The organism is Paenibacillus tianjinensis, assembly GCF_017086365.1.
GTDB lineage: Bacteria > Bacillota > Bacilli > Paenibacillales > Paenibacillaceae > Paenibacillus_AQ > Paenibacillus_AQ tianjinensis.
In genome coordinates this window covers 3678695-3704711 of sequence record NZ_CP070969.1, presented here as the reverse complement: position 1 = coordinate 3704711, position 26017 = coordinate 3678695, and the positions used below count along the sequence as shown (strand labels likewise).

Sequence of the window (26017 nt, the reverse complement as noted above, 5' to 3'; positions counted from 1 at the left end):
CTGTGAATGAAAGATTTGCCCAGTACAGGGAGAAGTTAACCCAGTATTGGAACAGATTCAGCGGTAAACAGAAAATTTTATTTTTCTCTACCCTGTTTATCATCATAATAATAATCGTAGTTTTGACCATGCAGCTTTCGAAGACGGAATACGAGGTAGCCTTTCAAGATCTGGATAGTACAGATTCCGCAGGTGTCATGACTTACCTGGATTCCGCCGGGATTTCTTATCGATTGAGCCCGGATGGCAAAAGCATCTCAGTACCAAGCACAGAGGCTGCCCGTATTAAAGTGGATATCGGTTCGCAGGGGATCGTGCAGGGAGGCTCTATCGGATACAAAATTTTTGATGAGTCCTCGTCCATGATCGGTACGACGGACAGTGAGTTCAATGTCAAATATAACAATGCCTTGAATGGTGAAGTAGAACAATTGATGAGACGGATGCAGGGCATCAAGGATGCCAAGGTGCTGATCAATCTTCCAAAAGAGACGGTTTTCGCTTCCCAGGAAGATCAGGAACAGGCTTCCGCTTCTGTAGTGCTCACTTTTGATCCGGGATTTAGACCCTCTCAAGATAATATTGACGGATACTTCAATCTTGTGAAGACCGCTGTGCCGAATTTGCCGGTAGACAACATCACGATCGCCAATAACGAGGTCGAATTGATGCCGAGCGCTAGAGGCGGACAAACTGGTGTATCCAGCCAAGTGGAAGAAAACTTTGCTCTTCAGAAAAAATTTGAAGAAGAAGTCAAAAAGGATGTCAAACAATTTCTTAGTACACTCACAGGTCCCGATAAGGTGGATGTTCTGGTCTTCTCTAAGCTGAATTTTGATAAGGAAAATCGGAAGGAAGATCTAGTCACACCGGTGGATACGGAGAATATGAAAGGAATTGAAATTAGTTCGCAAATTATCAGCAACACCTATTCGGGTCAGGGAAACACTACCGGGGGAGTTGCGGGTACAGGATCGCAAGATGTCTCAGGTTATCCTTCTGGAACAGATACTGGCACCTCTACTTCTGAAGAATCTTCGGAAACCAGGAACTACGACGTGAACCGGATCACCAAGGATATTATCGCGAGCCCATATACTGTTAAAGATTTAACCATAAATGTTGCTGTTGAACCACCTACCGGACAAACAACTTTAGATGCAGCAACTTCGGCTGCTATTCAGAACATTCTGGTTAATATCGTCCGTGCTTCATTGGCAGATTCAGGAGTCAATTATACAGACGCAGATTTAACCAAAAAAGTTTCGGTATACTCGCAGCAATTCGGAAGCAATGAAGCGGCTGCCGGTTCCGGCGGACTTGCAACATGGATGATTTGGGCGATTGCAGCAGGGGCGCTGCTGATCGGTGCGGGTGGCGGATTCGCTATTTACCGGAGCCGCAAGAAGAAGGAAGAAGAAGAAGTGGAAGAAGATATTCCGCTGCAGGTTCCTACCGAGTTCCCATCCATTAACTTGGAGAGCGTGACGAATGAAAGTCAGGTTCGCAAGCAACTGGAAAGTCTGGCGAAGAAGAAGCCGGATGAATTCGTAAATCTGCTGCGTACATGGCTTGCAGACGAACAGAGGTGAACTAATGGCAAAAGCTAGCCAGCAGGGTCTCAGCGGCCGCCAAAAGGCGGCAATCCTGCTTATCACACTAGGGCCCGAGGTATCGGCGCAAATATTCAAACATCTAAGAGACGAGGAAATTGAACAGCTCACTCTGGAAATTGCTAATGTCCGCAAGGTGGACAGTGTAGAAAAAGAGTCGATCATGTCCGAATTTCACCAGATATGTCTCGCTCAGGAGTATATCTCCCAAGGCGGTATCAACTATGCCAAGGAGATTCTGGAGAAGGCTCTGGGTTCAGCCAAAGCGCTTGAGGTTATCAACAGGCTGACGGCAACGCTGCAGGTTAGACCCTTTGACTTTGCCCGTAAGGCTGATCCTAATCAGATCTTAAACTTCATTCAGAATGAAAATGTACAGACAATCGCACTTGTTTTATCTTATTTGCAATTTGAACAAGCGGCCACGATCCTTTCTTCTCTGCCACAGGAAAAGCAGGCAGAGGTTGCCAGAAGAATTGCGATTATGGATAGCACCTCACCAGAGGTTGTTACGCAAATTGAGCGAGTATTGGAGCAAAAGCTTTCCGCGACGGTTACGCAAGATTACACGAATGCCGGTGGTATCGAGTCTATTGTTCAGATCTTGAACGGTGTAGACCGCGGAACAGAACGTACGATATTGGATTCCCTGGAAATTCAGGATCCGGAGCTGGCCGAAGAAATCAAAAAACGGATGTTCGTGTTCGAGGATATTGTCAATGTGGACAATCGTTCGATTCAGCGCATTATCAAAGATATCGAAAATGCGGATCTGCAGCTGGCACTCAAGGTTGCAAGCGAAGAAGTGCGGGATGTTATTTTCCGCAACATGTCCAAGCGGATGGCCGAAACCTTCCGCGAAGAGATGGAATATATGGGTCCTGTCCGGCTGCGTGATGTTGAAGAGGCACAGACACGCATTGTAGGCACGATCCGCAGACTTGAAGAATCAGGTGAAATTATCATCGCCCGTGGCGGAGGAGATGACATAATTGTCTAGGCTGATTAAACACTCCCAATATGTTCCGGTAGATGTGCTTAAACGGTTGGAGCAGGCCAGGCAGCATGCCGGCCTGACTGAAGAACCTGTTGCAGAAGATGCGGTAGGTGACGTTCATTATCATGATCCCGCCCGTGAAGAGGCAGAGCAAACCCGCAGGCAAATGCTGAAGGATGCCCAGGAATTCGCTGAAGGTCAGGTCCGGAACGCATCGCAGGAAGCTGAGAATATTGTGGAATCGGCACGGACGGAAGCAGAGGAATGGTGGCGGCAGCGCAGAGAGCAGGATGAACATCTGGTCGAGGCCGTCAAATCCGAGGCGTTCCAGCAAGGATATCAGGAAGGCCTGACACAGGCAGAACATGATATGGCGCAAAAAATGGCCGAGATGATGGAAGAGGCGCGGAATGTGCTTCAGGAAGCATACCGGGCAAGAGATGTAATTATTCAGGAAGCCGAACCTTTTCTGGTGGAGTTAAGCTGTGGAATCGCAGAAAAAATCGTGGACAAGCAGCTGACGGTTGAACCGCAGTTTGCCATGGATCTGATTCGTAAAAATCTGGCACGTAAAAGGGAGCAGGGATTAATCTCCTTGTGCGTATCACCTGCTCAGTTTGCTTTTGTTAACTCGGCGAGAGAGGAGCTGTCGCTGGCGGTGGACTCTCAGGCAGAGCTGCAAATCCTGCCCGATTCGACAGTCAAAGATCTGGGATGTGTGGTCCGTTCTTCCTTTGGCAGCATTGATGCCCGGATTGACACCCAGCTTGCTGAAATCAAAAAAGAGCTGGTAAGAATCGCATTGGACACCGAGGAGCACAGAAATGGGGAAGGCGATGCTTGACAGTAGACGATATAAAGAACAACTGCGTAATTTCGACCCGGTTAGAATCAACGGGAAGGTTACCCAGGTTATCGGACTGATGGTCGAGTCAGAAGGGCCGGATGCCAGCATTGGAGATGTATGCTATATCTATCCTGCAAAAGGCAACAAGCCGCTCCAGGCTGAAGTTGTAGGTTTCCGGGACAATAAGGTGCTGCTGATGCCGCTTGGTGAACTGCAGGCGATTGGGCCGGGCTGCGATGTGGTTGGGACGGGTAAACCGCTAAGTGTTCAGGTGGGTTCAGAACTGCTTGGCAAGGTGCTGGACGGATTGGGCCAGCCGCTGGACGGATCACTAATTCCCGCGCGGATGCCGCACAGCTCAACCTTTAATATCCCTTCTAATCCACTAAATCGTCCTCGTGTACACGAGCCTATCAGTATTGGAGTCAGAGCCATAGACGGACTCCTGACAATCGGCAAGGGGCAGCGGGTTGGGATCTTTGCCGGATCCGGGGTTGGCAAAAGTACCCTTATGGGAATGATTGCCCGAAATACTTCGGCAGATGTCAATGTGATTGCGCTGATTGGTGAACGCGGCAGAGAGGTTTTGGATTTTATCGAACGTGATTTAGGGCCTGAAGGACTGCAGCGTTCCGTAGTCGTTGTCGCAACCTCAGACCAGCCGGCATTAATCCGGATCAAGGGTGCACTGATAGCAACAACGATAGCAGAGTATTTCCGTGACCGGGGCTTAAATGTCATGCTGATGATGGATTCTGTCACACGTTATGCAATGGCCCAGCGCGAGGTTGGACTTGCGGTTGGAGAACCGCCGGCGATGAGAGGTTACACACCATCCGTATTTGCTAGTTTGCCTAAGCTGCTTGAAAGGGCGGGAACCGGGCCGACGGGCTCCATTACCGCATTTTATACAGTGTTGGTTGACGGTGATGATATGAATGAGCCAATCGCCGATGCTGTGCGGGGGATTTTGGACGGGCATATTGTGCTAAACCGTAATATTGCTAACAAAGGCCATTTCCCGGCGATTGATGTGCTTGCCAGCATCAGCCGTGTAATGAAGGATATTGCTCCAGAGGAGCAGATTGCGGCTGCTGAGAATGTAAAGAGGCTTATGGCGGTATACAAGGATTCGGAAGACTTGATAAATATCGGAGCCTATCAGCGAGGTTCGAATGCCCAGATTGATGAGTCCATGCACTACATTGACAGCATATGGGATTTCACCAAGCAAAAAGTGAACGAGAAAGTAACCCTGGCAGAAGTTCAGCAAGCTCTAATTTCACAGTTCTCGAGGAGTTGATTGGCAATGAGGTTCCATTATACTTTTCAAAAAGTTGTGGACTTGAAAGGCAACGAGAAAACACAGGCAGAGTGGATGCTCTCAAGCGCGCTCGGAGAACTGCAAGCCCAGGAGAAAAGCCTTGATGAATTGCTGGCTCAGCGGAATTCACTGATGCTGTCGCTGCAAAGTGCGGCGGAGCAAAAAACGCCAATGGCTAAGATCATTGAGATGCAGAATTATTTGGAGCATTTGGACCACTGTATTGCCCGCAAGCACGCTGACATCAAACGCGCGCATCAGGAAGTCCAGCATAAACAGGACCAGCTCAGCACAAAAGTATTGGATGAGAAGGTTTGGCTGAAGGCCAAAGACAAAGCACAGACGCTTTTTCAGCAGAATATGATTTTACGGGAACAAAACGAACTGGATGAGATGGCTACCGTCCGCTTCGCGATGAAATCCCTCTAACCCGGGAGGTTTCCGCTAGTGGCTAAAAATGATATAGAACTTGAAAATGAAGAGTCAGCAGGCAAATTCGAGCGTTTTTTATTTCTGATGATACCTATCATATTTACACTTGTACTGCTTGGTGTATTACTGACTCTTTTTAATATGGACATCCGTAACAACGTCCTGGAAATCGCAAATAAGATCCCAGTCGTGGATAAATGGGTTCCTGATCCGGCTGCTGATCCGGCCAGTGAATCCCCAGATGATGAGGCAGCACAAAGCGAAGAACAGGCTGCAAGCTCAGAATCAACGATTAAAGAGCTGAAAGCCCAGCTTGCTGCACAGGAAGCCCAGCTGAAGCAGGCTAATGAAGACAAAACTGCACAGCAAACCCGGCTAGAAGCGCTACAGAAGCAGATTGACACCATGACAGAAGAGGCAGCTGCGGCGGCTAGCACTGAGGAAACAGTGGATCCTTATCAGGAGAAAGTGACCGAGTTAGCCAAGCTTTACGCGGGAATGAAGGCTTCCAAAGCGGCACCGATTATGGAAAATTTGACTGCAGATGAAATGGTTCAGATATTTAGTGCAATGAATAATACCAGCAAAACGGCAATCCTCGAAAAAATGGATCCTAAAAAGGCTGCTGAAGTGTCGGTAAAGCTAAAAGAAACGACGAATTCTACCGATATGGCTATTGCAGCCCTTCAATCGCGACTTAAGCAAAGTCAGACAGATACACCTGCAGCATCAGCTGCCGGCAACTTGAATCAAGATGAACTCAGTCAGACCTTTACCACGATGCCTGCAGCTGACGCAGCCACTCTGTTAGGTTCGATGTATACGATTAGCCCGGATAAGGTAATCACGATCCTGAATACGGTTAGTGATAGTGTGAGATCCTCGATATTGGGTGAAATCACCAAAAACGACAGCACGCTGAGTGCCAAAATTGTAAATCGTCTTATGGGCGGTAAATAAGACTTGAGAGGAGGTGAAAAATAAATGAGTTTAGTTTTATCATCACTATCCGGCGGAAATACGGTACCGACAAATGGCACATCTGCAACGGTTGGCGGAACAACTACTGCTGTTGGAACTGCTGCGGCTGCAGGTGGCGGGCCAACAGCATTGCCTTTTGCCCAGACGCTTGTACAGACCATGGGAGGAAGCATACCAAAGGGGGCAGAGACACCGCTGCTTGGCAATCTGGCATCGCTGCTTCAGGGGCTAATGAATGCTGTACAGACTACAGGTGGAGAAACAGGTGATGCTGCAAACGTCCAAAGTGCAGATCTATTAAAAGGTCTTACAGAAGATGTTGAAAAGCTGGATGAGAACATTAGCGCTGACCCTGCATTGTTGGCAGCTCTTCAAGGATGGCTGCTTCAAGTTTCTGCTCTGTTAACTGGCAGTAATGCTGCAGGAGAGTCCAGCGGGAGCGAAGGCAATACGGATGCGGCAGCAGTGTTGTCGCCGCTTGCCCAGAATCCTGAGACGATACGTTTTGCCGTTCAGGATGAGCTTAACAGTCTTGTCGGCCTGATTAAGGATGCGGCAGCTAAGGGAAAGGAAGCCTCAGCCGTTAAAGGGGCTGAACTTCTCAACCAGTTCTCGGCCATCATGGCTGAGGTAGTAAATCCTGAGAACAACAAAGTGAAAGCTAGAGGAACAAATATTACGGACACAGCAGCAGCTTCGGCTAAACAGCCTGCCGGAACAGAAGGCAGTATTAAATCGAATGCTACTGATGCAACAGTCCCAGTACTTGTTAAACCTTCAACTGTTACTTCAACGACCCAAACAGCAGCTGATGCTTCTGCTGCAACTGCAGTAGAAGAGGCCAGTGCAGACGTGATCGCTACACAGGTTACCAAACCAGCAGCCTCTGCTGAACCACTGAAATCAGCTTCCACAGAAGAGCCGCTTCCTGAAGTGAAGGCAGCTGAAGGAAGTCATGACATTGTGACTGCCGGTCAATTGTCGATCAGAGACGGTATTGCAGCACCATTGAAGGCTGAATCAGCTCCGGTACCGGTTAGCCAATTTGCGCAGCAAATGGATACTTTTATTACCGGCAAGCTGGAAATCGTCAAAAAAGGCGGAGTAGCAGAAGCAACGATCACTTTGTTCCCGGAAAATCTGGGACAAGTCGATGTTAAAATTACGATGCAAAACGGAAATCTGATTGCTCAATTTAATACTGCGCATTCTGGCGCCAAGGATATGCTGGAACAGCAGATGAGTCAATTGCGGGCAGCGCTTCAGTCTCAGGGAATTCAAGTAGAGAAGCTGGAGGTTACACAGAATAATACACCGCTTTTCTCGCAGTTTAATGGACAGCAAGGAAGGCAGCCGGGTTCGAGCGGACAGCAGGGCGGTCGTTCCAAGGAGCGACGTGAGGAAGCCGGAGATGCGGTACTTGCAGCAGAACTGAATGGTGAATGGAAGGACTGGGTTGCAGAGACCAAACAAAGCAATCCAAACCAAGAAGGAAGTTTCTCAGCCAAGGCTTAGTTCTATGAAAAGCGAGGTGAAATGAAATGGCAACGACAAATCCAGTGTCAAACAGTGAACAATGGAATTACGTGTCTAATAGTTCGGCAACATCCAAAACAACCGGCAACTCCACGCTAGGCAAGGACCAGTTCCTGAAAATACTGATCACACAGCTGCAGAATCAGGATCCTATGCAGCCGATGGAGGATAAGGAATTTATTGCTCAGATGGCTCAATTTTCATCCGTTGAACAGCTTATGAATATTTCGACCCAACTGACAGCGTTGAATCAGTCCCTGGGCTCAGTATCCGGTTTGATTGGTAAGGATATCACTTGGACAGATGCTGCAACAGAGCAGCCGAAGACAGGGAATGTCGAATCGATCGTAGTGAGTAGTGGTGTGCAATATGCTGTAGTAGGCAGTGAACGTATTGCATTGACTGATATTACACAGATTCAAAATGCTGCTCCTAAAGCTGATATCGTCAGTGACAGTGAGACATCTGCAAATGGTGGGGAGAGCGGGGTGACGACATGAGTGACCGGCTGACTATAGGCCAGTTATATCCCGCAAGTGTTCATCCACAAGTGCTGCAGAGAACACAGGCAGCTAAAAACTCTGCTGCTGCAGAAGCGTCATTCGAGAGCGTGCTGCAAAAGAATATGCTTAAGTTCAGCAATCACGCTGCCAAACGCCTGGAGCAACGGGGAATAGAACTTGGAAGCAGGCAATTGGATCAGATTTCGTCCGCAGTGGACAAGGCAGCTGCCAAAGGCAGTAAGGAATCTTTGATTTTATTGAAGGACATGGCCTTAATTGTAAGTGTGCCAAACCGCACCGTAGTGACAGCAATGGATGGAAGTTCGATGAAGGATAATGTTTTTACGCAAATTGATAGTGCAGTTATTATTTCTTAACCGGCCGGTCCTAACCGGAGAGCCGGAATGACCGCCGACCGACTGACGCGGCCATAGCTCAAAGAACAATTATTATACTAAATGAAGAGTCTTTGGACTCTACAATCTGGGAGGGCTTTAACAATGTTAAGATCAATGTATTCAGGAGTTTCAGGTATGCGCGGTTTCCAAACGAAACTGGATGTTATCGGTAACAACATTGCCAACGTAAATACGATCGGTTTCAAATCCGGCCGTGTAATGTTCAAAGACATTATGAGCCAGACGGTATCCGGTGTTTCTGCACCGGTGGATGGCGGACAAGGCGGGGTGAATGCTAAACAAATCGGCCTCGGTGTAAGTATTGGATCTGTGGATACTTTGCATTTGGCAGGAAGTGCAATGACTACAAACAACCCAACTGATCTGCGGATTGACGGTGACGGGTTCTTTCTGGTTAAGCTTTCGGATGATCAGGAAACACCGTTCCTGACCCGTGCCGGGGATTTTCATATGGATGCAAGCCGCAACCTTATCACCTCTGACGGACTGCATGTACTGAATGCTGATGGTGAATCCATTCAATTGGGTGAGGATGTAACAGCATTCTCAATTTCCAGCAACGGCACCATTGTACAGACTATGGCAGACGGAACGACTGAAGCCGGTGCGCAAATCGCTGTAGCTAAAGTAAGCAATCCGCAGGGCCTTGAGAAAATCGGGGGCAATCTGTTCCGCATGACGCTCAATGCCAATGCTGATGGCGAGCTTACACCTACAACAGCCAACAATACAGAAGTAGGTACTGGGGCTATTGTGGCGGGCCAGCTGGAAATGTCAAACGTTGATTTGACCGGCGAGTTCACTGAAATGATCGTTTCCCAGCGTGGCTTCCAGGCGAATTCACGGATTATTACCACTTCCGATGAAGTGCTCCAGGAAGTTGTTAATCTGAAGCGTTAATTTTCTGACCATTAATCAAGTCATGGGGGGGAACTCCTCCCCCTATTTATTGTAAGGAGGCCTGTTATGATTTCGGTAACAAGATTGAACGGGGCGCCCATGTGGCTTAATGCCCTGCTCGTAGAAATGGTGGAAGAAAGTCCAGATACTTATATAACACTTGTAACAGGCAAAAGATTGATCGTGCTTGAAAAAGCCGATGAGGTAATCAGTAAGATTCGGGATTATAACAGGGACATAGGCACATATGCTGCCACCATTAAAGTCCAATCAATGGAGGAGCTTTCATGAAAAAGATGCTGCCGTGGCTCATTACGATTTTACTGGCGATTACACTTATTGTAGTTGCCGCATTTTTACTAATGGATAAGATTTTTCCGAGCGATACTAATGATGTGAATGCGGCTGTCCAGAATGTGGAAGCCAAAAGTCTTAGCGCTGATGAAATCGTTGAGCTGACGACGGAAATCACCGACATCAAAACTAATCTTGCCGACCCCGATTATATCGTTTTAATAAATTTCGCGTTCCAGCTGGATGCTGTTAAGTCCAAGGAGGAATTCGAAAAGATCAAGGATATCAAGATTAAGCCGCTGATTATCAAGACGCTTGCCGATACCAAGCCGGAGGAACTTAACGGGGCGAACGGCAAGGATCAGCTGAGCAGCAAATTGGTAAATCTGATTAACAAGACCTTGACAGAAGGCAAGCTGACCCAGATTGAAGTAACTAACTTCATCATGACTTCTATTTAGCTGCTGTAAGGATAATTCCTTGTTGGGGGGGTGATAAAATTGGTTGATGTACTATCACAAAACGAAATTGATGCTCTGCTTGCTGCGCTTTCTTCCGGTGAAATGGATGCCGACGACCTTAAAAAAGAAGAAACCCAGAAAAAAATCCGCTCCTATGATTTCAAACGGGCCGTACGTTTCTCTAAGGATCATATCCGCAGCCTTACGCGGATTCATGATAACTTTGCCCGCTATCTTACGACGTACTTTTCGGCCCAATTGCGCACCTTCGTGCAGATAAATGTCGTTCAAGTAGAGCAGCTCCCTTATGATGAGTTTATCCGCTCCATTCCGAAGATGACGATATTGAATATTTTTGAAGCCGAACCGCTTGAAGGCCGGATGGTTATGGAAGTGCATCCGAACATTGCCTTTGCTATGCTGGACAGAATGCTTGGAGGCTTTGGAACTGCCCCGAGCAAAATCAGTGCACTGACCGAAATAGAAACAACCATTATGGAGAGGATCTTCAGCAGATGTTTTGAAAGTCTGCAGGAAGCTTGGAAGACCGTGCTGGACATTAATCCCCGGATGGAAGCCTTGGAGACCAATCCGCAGTTTATGCAGATTGTGTCACCAAATGAGACTATTGCCTTGATTTCATTAAGCACCAAAATTGGCGATACGACCGGGATGATCAATCTTTGTATACCTCACGTTGTTCTCGAGCCGATCATGACAAGGCTATCCGTGCATCAATGGTTTGTATCTGAGAAAAAGGTTCGCGATGAGGTTGAGTTAGAAGCTATTAGATCTAGAGTTAATAGGGCACAGTTGCCAATTGTGGCAGAGCTAGGCGAATCGAGGTTATCCATTGCTGAATTTCTCGGGCTTAGCGTCGGCGACGTAATATCTCTCAACAAGACTGTCGATACCGGATTGTCAATCAAGGTAGGGGACAAGCTGAAATTTGTCGGAAGTCCAGGGATGATAAAAGATCGTGTGGCTGTGCAAATAGACGAGATTGTCAGTGAAGGAGTTGAAGAGTTTGACGAGTAAAGATTATTTATCCCAGGAAGAAATCGATGCTCTTCTCAGACAATCTGCGGAAGGATCCTTGGCCCCACAGGAGAAGACGGTAGAGGACTTCTTAACCCCGTTTGAGCAGGATGCCTTAGGAGAAATCGGTAATATTACATTTGGCAGTGCAGCAACAGCACTTTCCACGTTGCTTGGCAAGAAGGTAGATATAACTACCCCTAAGGTATCGATTATTACCCGCGGCGAATTTGAGGAGGCTTTTCCTAAACCGCACGTAGCAGTACACGTACAGTACGTAGACGGTTTTCAGGGGATTAATTCCCTGGTAATCAAGATTAGGGATGCTCAGGTTATCGCCGATTTAATGCTTGGCGGTGAAGGCGATCCTAAGGACGAAGAGCTGAATGAAATTCATATCAGCGCCGTGCAGGAAGCGATGAATCAAATGATGGGCTCATCCGCTACCTCCATGTCTACGATCTTCAACCGGTTTGTCAATATCTCACCCCCTGGTATCGATATTCTAAATATGTCCAGTGGTGAAGGTGTAGGCAGCCTTCCGAATGATGAAACCCTGATACAAATCTCATTCCGACTGAAAATTGGAGAGCTGATAGATTCTACGATCATGCAGCTCTTGCCAGTCCAGTTTGCCAAAGATATGGTTACGATGCTCATCGGAGATGTCAGCCAGGCAGACACGGAGACGGCTGCAACGCAGACTGAAGCGCCTGCAGCGGCACCATCTGCTCCAGAGCAGCCTGCCCCGGCAGCTCCTCCTGCACAGCAGGCTCCGCCTCAGCCAGGCGGTTATCCGCCGCAATATCCGCCGCAGGGGATGCCCCCTTACCCGGGGATGGAAGGAGGCTATTATTATCCTCCAGCCGGCATGCCTGCCTATGGCATGCCCGGTATGCCGCCTTATGGAATGCCGCCGCAGGGAATGCCATATGCGCAGACTCCGCCGCAGACTCCACCGCAGTCTCCGCCTCCAAATCGCAATGTGAATGTACAGCCTGTACAGTTTGCTAACCTGAGTGCTGGAGCTTTTGGCAACATTGATGAAAACAATTTAAATTTATTGATGGACATACCACTGAGAGTAACCGTAGAATTAGGAAGGACCCAGAAGCAGATAAAAGATATTTTAGAAATGTCACAAGGTTCGATTATCGAGCTGGACAAGCTGGCGGGTGAGCCAGTTGACATTCTGGTTAACAACAAGCTGATCGCCAAAGGGGAAGTCGTGGTTATCGATGAAAACTTCGGAGTTCGCGTTACGGATATCGTCAGCCAGTGGGACCGAATTCAAAAATTACAATAAGCATACTTAGGGAGGATTTTTTAAAAATGGCTAACCGAATTCTAATCGTGGACGATGCAGCATTTATGAGAATGATGATCCGTGACATTTTGTCGAAAAACGGATTCGAGGTAGTGGGTGAAGCCCAGGACGGTTCGCAGGCTATTGAGAAGTTTAAGGAGCTGCGTCCGGATTTGATCACGATGGATATTACCATGCCTGAAATGGACGGAATCGCCGCCCTTAAAGAAATTAAAAAAGTGGATGCCAACGCCAAAGTCATCATGTGTTCAGCCATGGGTCAGCAGGCTATGGTAATTGACGCTATTCAAGCAGGTGCCAAAGATTTCATTGTGAAGCCTTTCCAGGCAGACCGTGTTATCGAAGCTATTAACAAAACGCTGGGCGTCTAGGCAAGAGGCATGTTATCCGCTTCCGGAACGCTCGGAGATAGTAGTCCCCTGCTGAGTTTACTGAAAGTTATTTTTGTCCTAGCTATCATTATCATCCTCATAGTACTGCTGATCCGGTTCCTAGGGCGCCGCAATCAGACGTTAATGAGTGGGCAGTCGATCCGTACGCTTGGTGCGCTCGGATTGGGGCCCAATAAATCTGTGCAGATTGTTGAAATCGGCGACAGCCTCTACTTGATCGGGGTTGGTGAGAATATATCGATTCTGGATAAAATCACTGACCCTGCTGAAGTAGCACTTATTATATCTCGGTTTGAGGATCAAGCTTCAGGACAGAATAATTTTCTATTACCGCTTATAGCTAAGATCAAAGCCAAGGTGCGCGGAGAGATACCTTCTCAGGAAATCGAACTTAACGAAACATCCTCTTTTTATGAGACTTTGCAATCCAAGCTTGCGCTAGCACCTGAGCGTAAAGAGAAACTGGAAGAGCTTCTCCGGGATGATGGTCTTAAGGATGAGTCGAGGGATTTATGAAAAAAAAGCTGATTCTTTCTTTTCTGTTGCTTGGTATGTTTAGTGTTCTGCTCTTGCATCCGATTCACGCTGATCCTATTCCGAATATCAATATTCAGGTCGGCGAGAATGACGGTTCAACCGGCGGAGGGACCAGTTCCATCTCGATACTGCTCCTTGTGACGGTACTGAGTGTGGCCCCGTCTTTTTTAGTACTTATGACCAGCTTTACACGGATCGTCATCGTGCTGGGGTTTGTCAGAACTTCGCTGGGAACGCAGCAAATGCCCCCGAACCAGGTGCTGGTGGGACTTGCCTTGTTCCTCACCTTATTCATCATGACACCTACGCTTACACAGGTGAATGAGCAGGCACTGCAGCCGTACATGAAGGGGACACTTACCCAGTCCGAGGCGCTTGCCAAAGCAGCCGATCCCATGAAGGAATTTATGTTCAAGCAGACAAACACCAAAGATCTGCTGCTGTTTATGAATTACACCGGCAATAATGCATCAGTCAAACCTGCTACTTACAGCGACATACCGCTTACGGTGATGGTTCCGGCCTTTGCAATCGGGGAAATGAAAAAAGCCTTTACAATGGGTTTTATGATTTTTATTCCCTTTCTGATTATTGATATTGTTGTATCAAGTACACTGATGGCCATGGGGATGATGATGCTGCCCCCGGTTATGATCTCATTGCCTTTCAAAATAATGCTCTTTGTACTGGTAGACGGCTGGTACTTAGTCGTTAAATCACTACTGCTAAGTTTTAACACCTGACGCTAAAGAGGAGGCTTGAGGGATGAATACGGAGTTTATTATCGGTCTAGCGGGCCAAGCCGTATATTTGGTGCTGGAAACGAGCGCCCCCATGCTGATTCTTGGTCTGGTGGTAGGACTAATAGTCAGTATATTTCAGGCAACAACACAGATTCAGGAACAAACCTTGGCATTCGTTCCGAAAATTGTTGCCGTATTGCTAGCCTTACTACTGTTTGGACCTTGGATTATCACCAAACTGGTGGACTTCACCAGCCAAATTTTGGGCAGTCTCTATATGTATATCGGTTAAGATGATGGATATGGAGACCTTGCTGCAAAGTTTTCCCGTCTTTTTGTTAATTTTTTGTCGAATTACCTCCTTTTTTGTTGTAGTTCCTGTATTCTCTTCGCAAAGCGTACCGACAACGTTCAAGATCGGACTGTCCTTCTTTGTCGCATTAGTCGTTTTTAGTGCGGGGGGAACGGGGATTGCTGTTACACAGGACCTTACTTTTATTTTACTGATTATAAGAGAAGTGCTAATAGGATTACTGCTTGGCTTTATTGCTTACCTGATGTTCATGACGATTCAGACAGCGGGCTCTTTTATCGACATACAAATCGGCTTCGGGATCGCGAACGTTATTGATCCGATGACTGGCGCTTCTGCTCCTATTATCGGCAACTTCAAGTATATGATCGCTCTGTTGATGTTTTTAACGATGAACGGCCATCATTATCTGCTGAATGCAATCATCTACAGTTATAAATGGGTGCCACTCAACAATGATATTTTGGTCAAAATGCAGGATGGCAGCCTTTCGGATTTTCTAGTCCGTACGTTCGCCCAATCCTTTACGCTGGCCTTTCAAATGTCGGCGCCGCTCGTGGCCGCATTGTTTCTTACCGATGTGGGTCTGGCATTTCTGGCGAGAACCGCCCCGCAGTATAATGTATTTGTCATCGGGGTTCCACTCAAAATCATTATAGGTCTTGCACTGCTCGTATTGTTGATGCCGGGTCTGGCCGTTCTGTTCCAGAATCTCTTCGACATTATGTTTGAGTCTATGCAAAATCTATTGAATCTTATCGGGAAAAGCCCTTAGATGGCTGTTGGGAGAGAGTAACATGCCGAACACCAAACGCTATAAACTGGATCTTCAGCATTTCGGGGGAGATAAGACTGAAAAAGCAACTCCTAAGAAACGGCAGGATGCCCGAAAGAAGGGGCAGGTAGCCAAAAGTGCTGAAATATCCGGCGCAGTTGTGTTGTTATCGGCACTTCTCAGCCTTACTATTTTCGGGGGCTTCATGAAAGAACGGTTCATGTCGCTTTTTCTGGACATTTTTCAGAATCGTATGATGATGGAGGTTACTGCTGAGAACGTTTCAAAGATGTTTAACGAGTATGGTCTGCAAATTTTGATTCTGCTTGCCCCGTTGCTGGGGATTACTTTTTTGCTGGCATTGGTTGTGAATTTTGCCCAAGTCGGATTTATGGCTACCGGGGAAGGAATAACACCTAAGTTCAGTAAAATTAACCCGATTAAAGGATTCAAAAATATTTTCTCCATGCGTTCATTTGTGGAATTCCTTAAGTCGATCTTTAAGCTGGTGTTAATCGCATATCTGGTATATAGCACTCTTTGGGGTGAAAAAGAGAGTTTCGCTTCTCTATCACATATTGATGCAGAAGGTGTATTCCGGTTCGTAGCCAAGCTGACGATGAATCTTGGAATAAAAATTGGGGCTGTACTCTTCATCATGGCGGTCCTCGACTATATATACCAAAAGTATGAACATGAAAAAAGCCTGAAAATGTCGAAACAAGAAATTAAGGATGAATACAAAAAGATGGAAGGCGATCCCATCATCAAGGGGAAAATCAGGGAACGCCAACGCAGAATGGCTATGCAGCGGATGATGCAGGAAGTCCCCAAAGCGGACGTAATCATTACTAATCCAACGCACTTTGCAGTTGCCCTGAAATATGATGGATCCCAAATGGAAGCTCCGCAGATTATTGCCAAAGGCCAGGATTATGTGGCGCTCCGCATCAGAGAGCTGGCGAAGGAGCATGGTGTTATGACTATGGAGAATAAGCCGCTGGCACGGGCATTATTCCAAAGGACAGAGATCGGTGATGTGGTTCCTGCAGATCTGTTCCAGGCGGTTGCCGAGGTGCTGGCCTATGTATATAAGCTTAAAGGCAAGAGGAAATAGCCCGGGGGAGGAAAAGGACATTGAAAGCTAGAGATCTAACAGTTCTACTGGGCGTAATCGGTATTGTGCTTATGATGATTCTGCCTATCCCGGCGTGGCTTCTGGACGTACTGCTGATAGTCAATATCTCGATAGCGTTAACCATTATTTTGGTAGCAATGAATACGAAGGACCCGCTGCAATTTTCAATATTTCCATCATTGCTCTTAATTACGACCTTATTCCGGCTTGCTCTTAATATCTCAACTACCAAATTGATTCTCTCGAACGGTCATGCCGGTGAGGTTGTGGCAACCTTCGGTAGCTGGATCGCCAGAGGGCAAATTGCCATCGGATTCATTGTGTTTCTGATTCTGGTCGTTGTCCAGTTCATCGTAATTACTAAGGGTTCGGAGCGTGTTGCTGAGGTAGGTGCACGCTTTACACTGGATGCGATGCCAGGTAAGCAGATGAGTATCGATGCAGATTTGAACGCCGGAATGATCAATGAACAACAGGCGCGGGAACGCCGCCGTAATGTTGAACGTGAAGCTGACTTCTTCGGCGCCATGGATGGAGCAAGTAAATTCGTCAAGGGTGACGCGATTGCCAGCATTATCATCCTGCTGATTAACCTGATCGGCGGTTTTATTATCGGAATGACTGTTCATGGTTCTTCATTCCAGGATGCGCTATCGACTTATTCCGTACTGACAATTGGGGATGGTCTGGTCAGCCAGATTCCGGCCCTGCTCATTTCGACTGCTTCTGGTCTGATTGTTACACGGGCAGCATCGGAAGGCAATCTCGCAGAAGATCTCACTGGTCAATTATTGTCTTATCCGAAGCTGCTGTACATAGTGGCTGTAACCATCGCTTTTCTCGGGTTCTTCACACCAATTACGGTAATGTCCACTTTGCCGCTGGCAGGACTTATGGCATATGCTGCTTACAGCATGGGCCAAAAGGCTAATAAAAAGCTGATTGCCGAGGAGCAGCTGGTGGAAGAAAAGCAGATAGAAGAAGTACGCAGTCCGGAAAGTGTAATCAACTTACTGACAGTTGATCCGATTGAGTTCGAGTTTGGATATGGACTGATTCCGCTGGCGGATACAGGTCAGGGCGGGGATTTACTTGACCGGATTATCATGATCAGGCGTCAATGTGCGCTGGAAATGGGACTTGTTGTTCCTGTTATACGTATTCGCGACAATATTCAACTAAAACCGAATGAATATGTCATCAAAATTAAAGGGAATAACGTCGGCGGCGGTGAATTATTACTTAATCACTATCTTGCCATGAGTCCCGGGTATGATGATGAGTCGATTAATGGCATAGAAACGGTGGAACCGTCGTTTGGACTGCCAGCACTGTGGATTGATGATTCTGTTAAAGAACGGGCGGAGTTATCCGGCTATACCGTAGTAGATCCGCCTTCTGTTGTGGCTACTCACTTAACAGAGCTGATCAAACGTCATGGTCATGAGCTGCTTGGACGCCAGGAGACGAAGCAGCTGGTCGACAACCTCAGGGAGAATTATCCTGTGCTGGTTGATGAACTTATTCCTTCAGTACTTGCCATCGGCGACATTCAAAAGGTTCTTGGCAAGCTGCTGCGTGAGAAAATCTCGATTCGTGACCTGGTTACGATCTTCGAGACACTGGCAGACTATGGCACCTATACTAAAGATCCGGATATTCTGACCGAGTATGTACGCCAGTCCTTGTCCAGGCAGATTACCCAGCAATTTTCCCAGGCGGGAGAGACTTTACGGGTCATTACAGTCGGGCCTAATCTGGAGAAAAAGATTTCCGAAAGTGTTCAGCAGACGGAGCAAGGAAGCTATCTTGCACTCGATCCGGTTTCGACACAAACGGTATATCAACGTCTTACGGAGCAGATTAACCGTCTGCTTCAGTCCGGACAGCAGCCGATTGTGCTTACATCCCCGACCATCCGGATGTATTTGCGGCAGGTCATTGAACGGACGATGCAGGATATTCCGGTATTATCTTATAGCGAGCTGGAGCCTAATATTGAAATTCAAAGCGTTGGGGTGGTGAACTTATGAGAGTGAAGCGTTATGTGGTCGATACGATGCCAGACGCGATGCATTCCATCCGCAGCGAGCTGGGAAGCGATGCCGTCATCCTAAGCACCAAAGAGATTAAAATCGGCGGATTTATGGGAATGTTCCAAAAAAAGAAGATTGAAGTGGTAGCAGCAGTTGAGGAAACACGGAAGCCAGCTGTTCCGAGTAATACCACAACAGCACCACCGGTAAATATTCCTAGGAGCGCAGTACCGCAGGCTTATCAAAAAGCAGCCTCTGCGTCACAGATGCCGCTTAAAGAACGGGCTGCCGAGTCCTTTGCAGAGATTGCTGCTGCATTAACTGAAGCGCAGGAGGGCAGGGGGGCTGTAGCTGTTCTTCCGCCTCTTGATCAGGATGAGGAGCCAACCGGGCTAACAGAGATCAAGCCGGCTGATACCCGGCCGGCTGCACCTCTAAAGGAAGAAAGCGCCTCACTATCGGCCCTCTACGATAAACTTAATACGGATCTGGAACAGCCGGTTCCCGGAATGCTGGAAAGCGATGTGCTGCGGGAGATCAGGGATATGAAGCATTGGATGGAGCGGATTGCCCGCTTCTCCTCAAGCGGAGTTGAATTGCCTGAGATTCTCGATGAGTTTAAGCGCAGGTTAATCGAACAGGACACGGATGCTGTGCTCATTGATGAATGGATCGGTAATGTTTTTGACCGCTGGAATGACGAAGGACGGACTTGGACGTCGGAACACTTTGATGAAATGTTAAAAGAACAGGTGAACGGATTCCTTGCCGGAAGGATTTCTACCGGAATTGCACCGGATACGCGAATTGTTTACATCGCTGGCCCTACCGGCGTTGGTAAGACGACCACAATCGCCAAACTGGCCGCAGAGCAATTGTTCAAGCAAGGCAGGAAGGTGGGGTTAATCACCTCTGACACCTATCGGATCTCAGCGGTTGAGCAGCTTCGGACCTATGCCGCCATTTTGAATATTCCTCTCGAGGTTGTACAGTCGCCTGGAGATTTACAGAGAGCGCTATTTCGCTTAGAAAGCTGCGATCTGGTGTTAATGGATACGGCAGGCCGCAATTACCGTAATGAAATGCTGGTCGCCGAACTGCAAAGTCTGCTGGCTAAAGAGCTGAAAAGTGAGACCTTCCTGGTATTAAGCATGACTTCAAAAAGCCGTGATATGAAAATGATTGTAGAGCATTTTGGACGTTATCAGCTCGACAAAGTTATTTTCACCAAGCTGGATGAAACCGGAAGCTACGGCCCATTGTTTAATGTTTTAAATGATTTTCCGCTTAAGCTGTCATATATGACTAATGGACAAAATGTTCCCGATGATCTGCTAATGGCTACCAAAGAACAGCTCAGTGGAGTGCTGCTGGGAACAGGAGGGTCTTGATGGATCAGGCGCAATCTTTGAGACAGCTGGTATCAAGCCAGGACTCCAAACGCGTGTCCGGTGGCGGAGCCTCCGCCCGGATCATTACCGTCTGCAGCGGGAAAGGCGGTGTCGGAAAATCGAATTTCACGCTTAACTTTGCTTTAGCTCTAAAAGCGATGGGTAAGCGGGTGCTATTGTTCGATGCCGATATCGGGATGGCCAACATCGACGTGCTTATGGGAGTATCTGCTAAATACAATCTGTACCATCTGTTAAAAAGAGAAGCGGATATCGGACAGATTATCCAGCTTGGACCTGGCGATCTGCCGTTTATTGCAGGCGGTTCGGGTATGGATGAGCTTTTTTCCCTCTCTGAAACCGACCTGAATTACTTCACAACCCAAATTGCACAAATCGCCGACACGATGGATTTCATCCTGTTCGATACGGGGGCGGGGCTTTCCAAGGAGACGCTAAAATTTATAACCTCAGCAGATGATTGTCTGGTGGTGACGACACCGGAGCCAACCGCAATAACGGATGCATACGCACTGATGAAGGTTGTGCACAATTCTTATCCTAATGTCTCCTTCAAGCTGATCGTTAATCAGGCGGGGGATGAGAGGGAAGCAAGAGGCACCAGCGATAAAATACGCATGGCGGCCAGCCGCTTTTTGCAATTGGACATTCCTTTCTTAGGATTTATCAGCAGTGATGCGCATGTGGTTCAGGCAGTCAAAAAACAAGTTCCATTCTCAGTGGCTTTTCCGAACAGTGCAGCAGCCAAAGACGTGCAACGGCTTGCCCTCAATTACCTGGCCGCCGATTCGGCGGATACAACGAAGGTGCAGGGCATCAAGGGATTTATCAACAAGTGGTTGAAGCGAAAACAGTAATTGTTCAGAATTAGATGGACAGAGGTGGAAATGCTATGAGGCCATATAAAGTATTGGTTGTAGATGATTCTGCATTTATGCGTAAGATCATTTCCGATTTAATTGAAAACGAACCTAACTTCCAAGTAACCGCGACTGCTGCCAACGGGCGGGAAGCGGTTGAGAAAGTAAATGAGTTTCATCCGGATCTGGTGACCATGGATGTGGAGATGCCGGAGATGAACGGCCTGGAGGCACTAAAAGTAATCATGGCCGAGCATCCATTGCCGGTAATTATGCTGTCAGGCATTAATGAAGAAGGCATGAGGGAAACCATCATTGCACTTGAATCGGGTGCTTTCGATTTTATCCGTAAGCCATCGATTTCAAATTCACAGGATATTACAGCAGTTGGGATAGCACTAAGAGAGCAGATGAAGGGAGCTATGCTGGCCCGTGAGCAGCGTGAAGCGAGAATTTCTTCCCTCAACGCTGATGTTATGGTGTCAGACACCGCCTCACCGCCGGCCGCAAGCCCATCAGTTGTTCCAGAGCCTACTGTACGTAAGCCTGTTCAGCCAAAGAAAGCTACAGAAGCTCCTGTTAAGCCTGCTGTAGACCAAGCGAAACCGGCTGAGAGGCAGATTAACAAAATACCTGACAAGACTTCTGCCGGCAACGGGACAACCCGGAATTTGTCCCAGCCTTTGGCTGTCCCTCCAAAGCCTGCTGCTCCCGAGAAACTGCAGACCCGGGGTAAGAAAGAATCCGCTCCCGCTTTGCCGGAAATCCGTTCGATACCTGAATCGCCTTCCGTTTCTCTTAATGAGCCGCCAGTTTCAGGTAATGACCGCAAACTGGTAACAAAAGGGCTGCGTAAGCTGGTTGCAGTAGGCTGCTCCACAGGCGGCCCTAGGGCACTCAAAACATTTTTGGAGAATATTCCGGCAGATTTCCCGGCGCCGATTGTTATCGTGCAGCATATGCCGCCCAATTTCACTAAATCGCTGGCACAGCGGCTGAACACCTTTAGTCCGCTTGAGGTATCGGAAGCTGAACATGGCATGATTTTGCGTCCTGGAGCGGCATATATCGCCCCTGGCGGGTTTCACCTCAAGGTGGTTCCGGCATCTGGAGGACAATATGCTATCGAGCTTACGAATGAAGAATCACGCAACGGCCACCGTCCTTCCGTAGATACATTGTTCGAATCACTGCTGCCGCTGACAGCGCTGGAGCGCCATGCGGTTATCATGACAGGGATGGGCAGCGATGGAGCAAAAATGATGAAGGCCCTTTACGATAAAGGGGTCACCTCAACGTTTGCCGAGAGTGAAGAGACCTGCGTTGTTTACGGAATGCCGCGTTCGGCAGTGGAATTAAAGTGTGTTAAATATGTCCTGCCGTTGCAAGAAATCGCACCACGGCTGGTACAAAATGTAAAATAAAGGAAAAGCGAATCGAAGGGGAGGTGCTCGTTAGTGGACATGAACCAATATTTATCCATGTTTATTGATGAGTCAAATGATCATCTGCAGTCATTGAATGAGAGCATGATGGGGCTGGAAGCAAATCCTGAAGATATTAGTATTGTGCAGGTGATTTTCCGTTCGGCGCACACCCTAAAGGGTATGGCGGCTACAATGGGGTTTGAGGATTTGGCTTCCCTAACCCACCAGATGGAAAATGTACTTGATCTGGTTCGCAATAATAAACTGCGGATGCAGGATTTCATTTTTGACACATTGTTCAAAAGCTTGGATGCCCTGGAATCCATGGTAGAGGATATTACGGGCGGAGGAGAAGGTAAAGCTGATGTTTCAGCTATCGTATCTTCGCTTCAGGCTATTGTTCGGGGTGAAGTTCCAGCTGCGGCCGGTGCTGCTGCTGAAGTAACAGCTGCGGCTGCAACCACTGGCGATGCCCAAATATCTCTGGATGAGTTCCAGTACTCCGTTCTGGAACAATCGCTGCAGGAAGGACATCAGGTGCTGTATGTCGACGTGGCAATCCGTAAGGACTGTCAGTTGAAGGCGGTGCGGGCTTATATGGTTTTTGATCTCCTGGAGCGTTCAGGAGAAGTGGTCAAATCCTTCCCTTCGGTTCAGGACATAGAGCAGGAGAAATTCGACTATGGATTCTCTCTCTATTACATAACCCAAAAGGACGCTAGTGAGATTCAAAGAATGATTTTGAACTTGTCCGAGATCGACAAGGTTACTGCAGTGGCACTTGATCAAGAGTCCTTATCACAGATGGCTCAGGAGATGTCTGCTGCTACAGCTGAAGCTTCTCCTGCTGCCCCTGTACAAGAATCTCCGGCATCAGCTCCAGCAGCTCCAGCAGCTTCTGCAGCGAAAGAGGAGAACGGCAAATCAGCGCCGGTACGGACTGGCGGAGCACCTTCAAGAACGATCCGTGTAGATATCGAACGATTGGATGTGCTGATGAATCTGTTCAGCGAGCTGCTGATCGACCGTGTCCGCCTGGAACAGCTTGCTTCTGAAGTGCAGAACGGTGACCTTACTGAGACTGTTGAGCATATGGGACGGGTCAGTGGCGATTTGCAGAACATTGTTATGAAATTGCGGATGGTACCAGTAGATACCGTATTTAACAGGTTCCCCCGCATGGTTCGGGACCTTGCCAAATCCCTGGACAAAAAAATTGATCTTGTGGTTACAGGTGCGGAAACGGAACTGGACCGCACGGTCATTGATGAAATCGGAGATCCGCTGGTGCATTTGCTGCGCAACGCTGTTGACCATGGTGTAGAGTCGATTCAAGACCGGCTTGCCTCAGGAAAGTCGGATACCGGCACAGTTAATCTGCGGGCTTTCCATAGCGGCAATCACGTATTTATTGAGATTGAGGACGATGGTGCCGGAATCAAGCCGCAGAAGATCCTGCAGTCTGCAATCAAAAAAGGAATTATTACTCAAGAACAAGCAGCCGCCTATTCAGATGACGAGGCGATTCAACTTCTCTTTGCACCGGGCTTCAGCACGGCGGAAGTCATCTCCGATGTCTCAGGACGCGGCGTAGGCTTGGACGTTGTAAAATCCAAGATCACTTCGCTTGGCGGAAATGTGGTTGTCTATTCGACCCCGGGCAAGGGCACCAACTTCTCTGTTCAACTGCCACTGACCCTGTCTATCATTGCTGCCATGCTAGTAAAGATTGGTTCTGAAAAATATGCAATTCCGCTTTCATCCATTGTAGAGACCGGAATTGTGAAGAATACCCAGATCCGCACAATCCATGGTAACAGAATGATCGAGTTCCGCAACAGCCATATTCCGCTGCTTTCGCTAAGCAAATTCTATGCAGTACCTGATTTTGATGAAAGCACAGAAGAAGAAACAGAAATCGTCGTCGTCCGCAAGGGCGAACGTCTAGTTGCACTGGCTGTGCAGGACTTCATCGGACAAAACGATATTGTAATTAAGAATCTGGGTAAATATTTGCCTGAGGTTCAAGGCATTTCCGGTGCGACCATTCTTGGTGACGGGCAGGTTGCACTTATTATTGATCCGAATGCATTCATAAAATAATTAGGATAGAACAGGGAGGTTCATTCCATGGCTGAAGATATCAAAGTAATAGTATTCAAGCTTGGCTCTGAAGAATACGGTATTGAAGTGGAAAAAGTCCAAACCATTGAACGTATGATGCCGATTACCCGTGTGCCGAAGACCTACTCCTTTATTAAAGGAGTCATTAATTTACGAGGTGTAGTCATTCCGGTAATTGATCTGCGCGGCCGTTTCGGAATTCAAGAAGCAGAACATACGGATCAGACCCGAATTATTATCGTTAATGTGAATGAGATGGAAGTAGGATTTATTGTGGATTCTGCTAATGATGTTATTGATTTAAACCGAGATTCCATCGATACACCACCGGATGTAGTGGGCGGTATCAAAGCGAAATATCTGGATGGGGTGGCCAAAATCGGGGAAGATCGGCTGCTGATTATGCTCAACTTAACTGAAGTGCTGAATAAGAGTGAAATCGTGCAATTGGAAAGCCTAGAGGGCTAGGTTATGGAGCTGTTCAAAAACTTCAAGGACTTCAAAATGGATGTTTTAAAGGAAGTCGGTAATATTGGAGCAGGTAACGCTGCCACCGCTTTATCCCAGCTCCTGAATAAGCCGATTGATATGGCTGTACCTAAAGTGCAGCTTCTGAGCTTTGAAGAAATTACTGACAAGGTCGGCGGAGCCGAAGAACTGGTTTACGCAGTGTTTCTGCGGGTTGAAGGTGAGGCCCCCGGCAATCTCTTTTTCATTCTAACACCGGAAGCGGCCATGAACCTTCTTAACCGCGTTGCGGGTATTGAAATTTCTCCTGATGAGGAACTGGGTGAAATGGAGCTTTCAGCTTTGAGTGAAATCGGCAATATTCTGGCAGGCTCTTACCTTTCATCTCTTGCAGACTTCACGTCACTATCCATGTATCCGACTGTGCCAGCTCTCGCGATGGATATGGCCGGGGCGATCCTGGGCTATGGACTCTTACAGTTCGGCCAAATGGGGGATGACGCACTGCTCATCGATACGACGTTCCTGGAAGGCCAGAATGAAATAGAAGGACAATTTTTCCTTATTCCTGATCCCGAATCATTCCCGAAAATTTTCAAATCATTAGGAGTACCGTTTGATAATGATTGAAGAACAAAGCATTATTAAGGTTGGAATGGCAGATCTTAATGTAGGCAGCCAAGAGAGTCTTATCCGCACCACTGGGCTTGGCTCCTGCGTTGGTCTTACAATGTTTGATCCCGGGAAGAAGCTGGCGGGGATGGCGCATGTGATGCTGCCTTCGTCGGAGATCGCCCGCGAGGGTCAAATGAACATCGCCAAGTTTGCGGATACCGCAGTGCCGGAGCTGTTGTCCCGCTTACTGGCGCTTGGAGCGGTTCGCAGCCGGATCGTAGCCAAGATGGCCGGTGGCTCTCAAATGTTTGCCTTTGCCGGGGGGAATGACACCATGAGGATCGGGCCTCGTAACGTGGAATCCTGCAAGCTTGCTCTTGAGGCTTTGAACATCCCTTTAATTGCCGAAGACACAGGCGGAAATTTTGGGCGTACGATAGAAATTGCCTGCAGCACAGGAGTGCTTTACATCCGCAGTGTGCAAAAAGGCGCTAAGGAAATATAA

General features: G+C 47.7%; 28 protein-coding genes. All 28 read left to right on the top strand.

What is annotated here, in order from left to right; genetic code table 11:
- The first annotated feature begins 2 nt into the window (after nucleotides 1-2).
- Nucleotides 3-1592, top strand: coding sequence for a flagellar basal-body MS-ring/collar protein FliF (gene fliF / locus JRJ22_RS16730; protein WP_206100601.1), 1590 nt, complete (start codon nucleotides 3-5; stop codon nucleotides 1590-1592).
- 4 nt (nucleotides 1593-1596) lie between these two features.
- Complete coding sequence (gene fliG / locus JRJ22_RS16725) at nucleotides 1597-2613, top strand: flagellar motor switch protein FliG (protein WP_206100600.1); 1017 nt, start codon at nucleotides 1597-1599, stop codon at nucleotides 2611-2613.
- Nucleotides 2606-3454 (top strand): FliH/SctL family protein, encoded by an 849-nt coding sequence (locus JRJ22_RS16720; protein WP_206100599.1) that lies wholly within the window; start codon nucleotides 2606-2608, stop codon nucleotides 3452-3454. Before fliG ends, JRJ22_RS16720 begins: the two co-directional genes overlap by 8 nt.
- Nucleotides 3447-4760, top strand: coding sequence for a flagellar protein export ATPase FliI (fliI, locus tag JRJ22_RS16715; RefSeq protein WP_054942108.1), 1314 nt, complete (start codon nucleotides 3447-3449; stop codon nucleotides 4758-4760). The genes JRJ22_RS16720 and fliI overlap by 8 nt, the downstream gene beginning before the upstream one ends.
- Before the next feature lie 6 nt (nucleotides 4761-4766).
- Nucleotides 4767-5210: a flagellar export protein FliJ gene (fliJ, locus tag JRJ22_RS16710; protein WP_206100598.1), complete on the top strand. Its 444-nt coding sequence runs from the start codon at nucleotides 4767-4769 to the stop codon at nucleotides 5208-5210.
- Between the two features lie 18 nt (nucleotides 5211-5228).
- Nucleotides 5229-6173 carry a MotE family protein gene (locus JRJ22_RS16705; protein WP_206100596.1) on the top strand — a complete coding sequence of 315 codons (945 nt, stop codon included), beginning with the start codon at nucleotides 5229-5231 and terminating at the stop codon, nucleotides 6171-6173.
- Between the two features lie 24 nt (nucleotides 6174-6197).
- Complete coding sequence (locus tag JRJ22_RS16700) at nucleotides 6198-7709, top strand: flagellar hook-length control protein FliK (RefSeq protein WP_206100595.1); 1512 nt, start codon at nucleotides 6198-6200, stop codon at nucleotides 7707-7709.
- 26 nt (nucleotides 7710-7735) lie between these two features.
- The gene (flgD, locus tag JRJ22_RS16695) at nucleotides 7736-8230 is read left to right on the top strand and encodes a flagellar hook assembly protein FlgD (protein WP_206100594.1); all 495 of its coding nucleotides are present in this window, start codon (nucleotides 7736-7738) and stop codon (nucleotides 8228-8230) included.
- On the top strand, nucleotides 8227-8610 hold the full coding sequence (locus JRJ22_RS16690; RefSeq protein ID WP_206100593.1) for a TIGR02530 family flagellar biosynthesis protein: 384 nt from the start codon (nucleotides 8227-8229) through the stop codon (nucleotides 8608-8610). Before flgD ends, JRJ22_RS16690 begins: the two co-directional genes overlap by 4 nt.
- A 123-nt stretch (nucleotides 8611-8733) precedes the next feature.
- On the top strand, nucleotides 8734-9552 hold the full coding sequence (gene flgG, locus JRJ22_RS16685; RefSeq protein ID WP_206100592.1) for a flagellar basal body rod protein FlgG: 819 nt from the start codon (nucleotides 8734-8736) through the stop codon (nucleotides 9550-9552).
- Nucleotides 9553-9618: 66 nt separating this feature from the next.
- Entirely contained in the window at nucleotides 9619-9843 is a 225-nt protein-coding gene (locus JRJ22_RS16680) for a flagellar FlbD family protein (RefSeq protein ID WP_206100591.1), read from the top strand.
- Complete coding sequence (locus JRJ22_RS16675) at nucleotides 9840-10307, top strand: flagellar basal body-associated FliL family protein (protein WP_054941073.1); 468 nt, start codon at nucleotides 9840-9842, stop codon at nucleotides 10305-10307. Before JRJ22_RS16680 ends, JRJ22_RS16675 begins: the two co-directional genes overlap by 4 nt.
- A gap of 39 nt (nucleotides 10308-10346) precedes the next feature.
- Nucleotides 10347-11345, top strand: coding sequence for a flagellar motor switch protein FliM (fliM, locus tag JRJ22_RS16670; protein ID WP_206100590.1), 999 nt, complete (start codon nucleotides 10347-10349; stop codon nucleotides 11343-11345).
- Nucleotides 11335-12651: a flagellar motor switch phosphatase FliY gene (gene fliY / locus JRJ22_RS16665; protein ID WP_206100589.1), complete on the top strand. Its 1317-nt coding sequence runs from the start codon at nucleotides 11335-11337 to the stop codon at nucleotides 12649-12651. The genes fliM and fliY overlap by 11 nt, the downstream gene beginning before the upstream one ends.
- Before the next feature lie 26 nt (nucleotides 12652-12677).
- Nucleotides 12678-13043 (top strand): response regulator, encoded by a 366-nt coding sequence (locus JRJ22_RS16660; RefSeq protein WP_019910416.1) that lies wholly within the window; start codon nucleotides 12678-12680, stop codon nucleotides 13041-13043.
- 9 nt (nucleotides 13044-13052) lie between these two features.
- Complete coding sequence (locus JRJ22_RS16655) at nucleotides 13053-13580, top strand: flagellar biosynthetic protein FliO (protein ID WP_206100588.1); 528 nt, start codon at nucleotides 13053-13055, stop codon at nucleotides 13578-13580.
- Nucleotides 13577-14344, top strand: coding sequence for a flagellar type III secretion system pore protein FliP (fliP, locus tag JRJ22_RS16650; RefSeq protein WP_206100587.1), 768 nt, complete (start codon nucleotides 13577-13579; stop codon nucleotides 14342-14344). The genes JRJ22_RS16655 and fliP overlap by 4 nt, the downstream gene beginning before the upstream one ends.
- 22 nt (nucleotides 14345-14366) lie before the next feature.
- Complete coding sequence (fliQ, locus tag JRJ22_RS16645) at nucleotides 14367-14636, top strand: flagellar biosynthesis protein FliQ (protein WP_038593488.1); 270 nt, start codon at nucleotides 14367-14369, stop codon at nucleotides 14634-14636.
- Nucleotides 14637-14646: 10 nt separating this feature from the next.
- Nucleotides 14647-15432: a flagellar biosynthetic protein FliR gene (gene fliR / locus JRJ22_RS16640; protein WP_206105173.1), complete on the top strand. Its 786-nt coding sequence runs from the start codon at nucleotides 14647-14649 to the stop codon at nucleotides 15430-15432.
- Nucleotides 15433-15454: 22 nt separating this feature from the next.
- Entirely contained in the window at nucleotides 15455-16549 is a 1095-nt protein-coding gene (flhB, locus tag JRJ22_RS16635) for a flagellar biosynthesis protein FlhB (RefSeq protein WP_206100586.1), read from the top strand.
- Between the two features lie 71 nt (nucleotides 16550-16620).
- Nucleotides 16621-18603: a flagellar biosynthesis protein FlhA gene (gene flhA, locus JRJ22_RS16630; protein ID WP_408637903.1), complete on the top strand. Its 1983-nt coding sequence runs from the start codon at nucleotides 16621-16623 to the stop codon at nucleotides 18601-18603.
- Nucleotides 18600-19997 carry a flagellar biosynthesis GTPase FlhF gene (gene flhF / locus JRJ22_RS16625; protein WP_206100584.1) on the top strand — a complete coding sequence of 466 codons (1398 nt, stop codon included), beginning with the start codon at nucleotides 18600-18602 and terminating at the stop codon, nucleotides 19995-19997. Before flhA ends, flhF begins: the two co-directional genes overlap by 4 nt.
- The gene (locus tag JRJ22_RS16620) at nucleotides 19994-20875 is read left to right on the top strand and encodes a MinD/ParA family protein (RefSeq protein WP_206100583.1); all 882 of its coding nucleotides are present in this window, start codon (nucleotides 19994-19996) and stop codon (nucleotides 20873-20875) included. The genes flhF and JRJ22_RS16620 overlap by 4 nt, the downstream gene beginning before the upstream one ends.
- A gap of 35 nt (nucleotides 20876-20910) precedes the next feature.
- The gene (gene cheB / locus JRJ22_RS16615; protein WP_206100582.1) at nucleotides 20911-22302 is read left to right on the top strand and encodes a protein-glutamate methylesterase/protein-glutamine glutaminase; all 1392 of its coding nucleotides are present in this window, start codon (nucleotides 20911-20913) and stop codon (nucleotides 22300-22302) included.
- A gap of 33 nt (nucleotides 22303-22335) precedes the next feature.
- A complete protein-coding gene (locus tag JRJ22_RS16610; RefSeq protein WP_206100581.1) occupies nucleotides 22336-24408 on the top strand; it encodes a chemotaxis protein CheA in 2073 nt (690 codons plus the stop codon).
- A gap of 27 nt (nucleotides 24409-24435) precedes the next feature.
- The gene (locus JRJ22_RS16605; RefSeq protein WP_206100580.1) at nucleotides 24436-24897 is read left to right on the top strand and encodes a chemotaxis protein CheW; all 462 of its coding nucleotides are present in this window, start codon (nucleotides 24436-24438) and stop codon (nucleotides 24895-24897) included.
- A 3-nt stretch (nucleotides 24898-24900) separates the two neighbouring features.
- Nucleotides 24901-25527, top strand: coding sequence for a chemotaxis protein CheC (locus JRJ22_RS16600; RefSeq protein ID WP_206100578.1), 627 nt, complete (start codon nucleotides 24901-24903; stop codon nucleotides 25525-25527).
- Nucleotides 25520-26017, top strand: coding sequence for a chemotaxis protein CheD (locus tag JRJ22_RS16595; protein WP_054941060.1), 498 nt, complete (start codon nucleotides 25520-25522; stop codon nucleotides 26015-26017). The genes JRJ22_RS16600 and JRJ22_RS16595 overlap by 8 nt, the downstream gene beginning before the upstream one ends.

What these genes read in the sequence shown, in the direction of transcription:
- fliJ (WP_206100598.1), top strand. Translation starts at nt 4,767, where the DNA reads ATGAGGTTCCATTATACTTTTCAAAAAGTTGTGGACTTGAAAGGCAAC.
- JRJ22_RS16675 (WP_054941073.1), top strand. Translation starts at nt 9,840, where the DNA reads ATGAAAAAGATGCTGCCGTGGCTCATTACGATTTTACTGGCGATTACA.
- JRJ22_RS16690 (WP_206100593.1), top strand. Translation starts at nt 8,227, where the DNA reads ATGAGTGACCGGCTGACTATAGGCCAGTTATATCCCGCAAGTGTTCAT.
- JRJ22_RS16680 (WP_206100591.1), top strand. Translation starts at nt 9,619, where the DNA reads ATGATTTCGGTAACAAGATTGAACGGGGCGCCCATGTGGCTTAATGCC.
- JRJ22_RS16595 (WP_054941060.1), top strand. Translation starts at nt 25,520, where the DNA reads ATGATTGAAGAACAAAGCATTATTAAGGTTGGAATGGCAGATCTTAAT.
- flhA (WP_408637903.1), top strand. Translation starts at nt 16,621, where the DNA reads ATGATGATTCTGCCTATCCCGGCGTGGCTTCTGGACGTACTGCTGATA.
- fliG (WP_206100600.1), top strand. Translation starts at nt 1,597, where the DNA reads ATGGCAAAAGCTAGCCAGCAGGGTCTCAGCGGCCGCCAAAAGGCGGCA.
- fliR (WP_206105173.1), top strand. Translation starts at nt 14,647, where the DNA reads ATGGAGACCTTGCTGCAAAGTTTTCCCGTCTTTTTGTTAATTTTTTGT.
- flgD (WP_206100594.1), top strand. Translation starts at nt 7,736, where the DNA reads ATGGCAACGACAAATCCAGTGTCAAACAGTGAACAATGGAATTACGTG.
- fliQ (WP_038593488.1), top strand. Translation starts at nt 14,367, where the DNA reads ATGAATACGGAGTTTATTATCGGTCTAGCGGGCCAAGCCGTATATTTG.
- fliI (WP_054942108.1), top strand. Translation starts at nt 3,447, where the DNA reads ATGCTTGACAGTAGACGATATAAAGAACAACTGCGTAATTTCGACCCG.
- flhF (WP_206100584.1), top strand. Translation starts at nt 18,600, where the DNA reads ATGAGAGTGAAGCGTTATGTGGTCGATACGATGCCAGACGCGATGCAT.
- JRJ22_RS16600 (WP_206100578.1), top strand. Translation starts at nt 24,901, where the DNA reads ATGGAGCTGTTCAAAAACTTCAAGGACTTCAAAATGGATGTTTTAAAG.
- JRJ22_RS16655 (WP_206100588.1), top strand. Translation starts at nt 13,053, where the DNA reads ATGTTATCCGCTTCCGGAACGCTCGGAGATAGTAGTCCCCTGCTGAGT.
- flgG (WP_206100592.1), top strand. Translation starts at nt 8,734, where the DNA reads ATGTTAAGATCAATGTATTCAGGAGTTTCAGGTATGCGCGGTTTCCAA.
- fliP (WP_206100587.1), top strand. Translation starts at nt 13,577, where the DNA reads ATGAAAAAAAAGCTGATTCTTTCTTTTCTGTTGCTTGGTATGTTTAGT.
- flhB (WP_206100586.1), top strand. Translation starts at nt 15,455, where the DNA reads ATGCCGAACACCAAACGCTATAAACTGGATCTTCAGCATTTCGGGGGA.
- cheB (WP_206100582.1), top strand. Translation starts at nt 20,911, where the DNA reads ATGAGGCCATATAAAGTATTGGTTGTAGATGATTCTGCATTTATGCGT.
- JRJ22_RS16660 (WP_019910416.1), top strand. Translation starts at nt 12,678, where the DNA reads ATGGCTAACCGAATTCTAATCGTGGACGATGCAGCATTTATGAGAATG.
- JRJ22_RS16605 (WP_206100580.1), top strand. Translation starts at nt 24,436, where the DNA reads ATGGCTGAAGATATCAAAGTAATAGTATTCAAGCTTGGCTCTGAAGAA.
- JRJ22_RS16700 (WP_206100595.1), top strand. Translation starts at nt 6,198, where the DNA reads ATGAGTTTAGTTTTATCATCACTATCCGGCGGAAATACGGTACCGACA.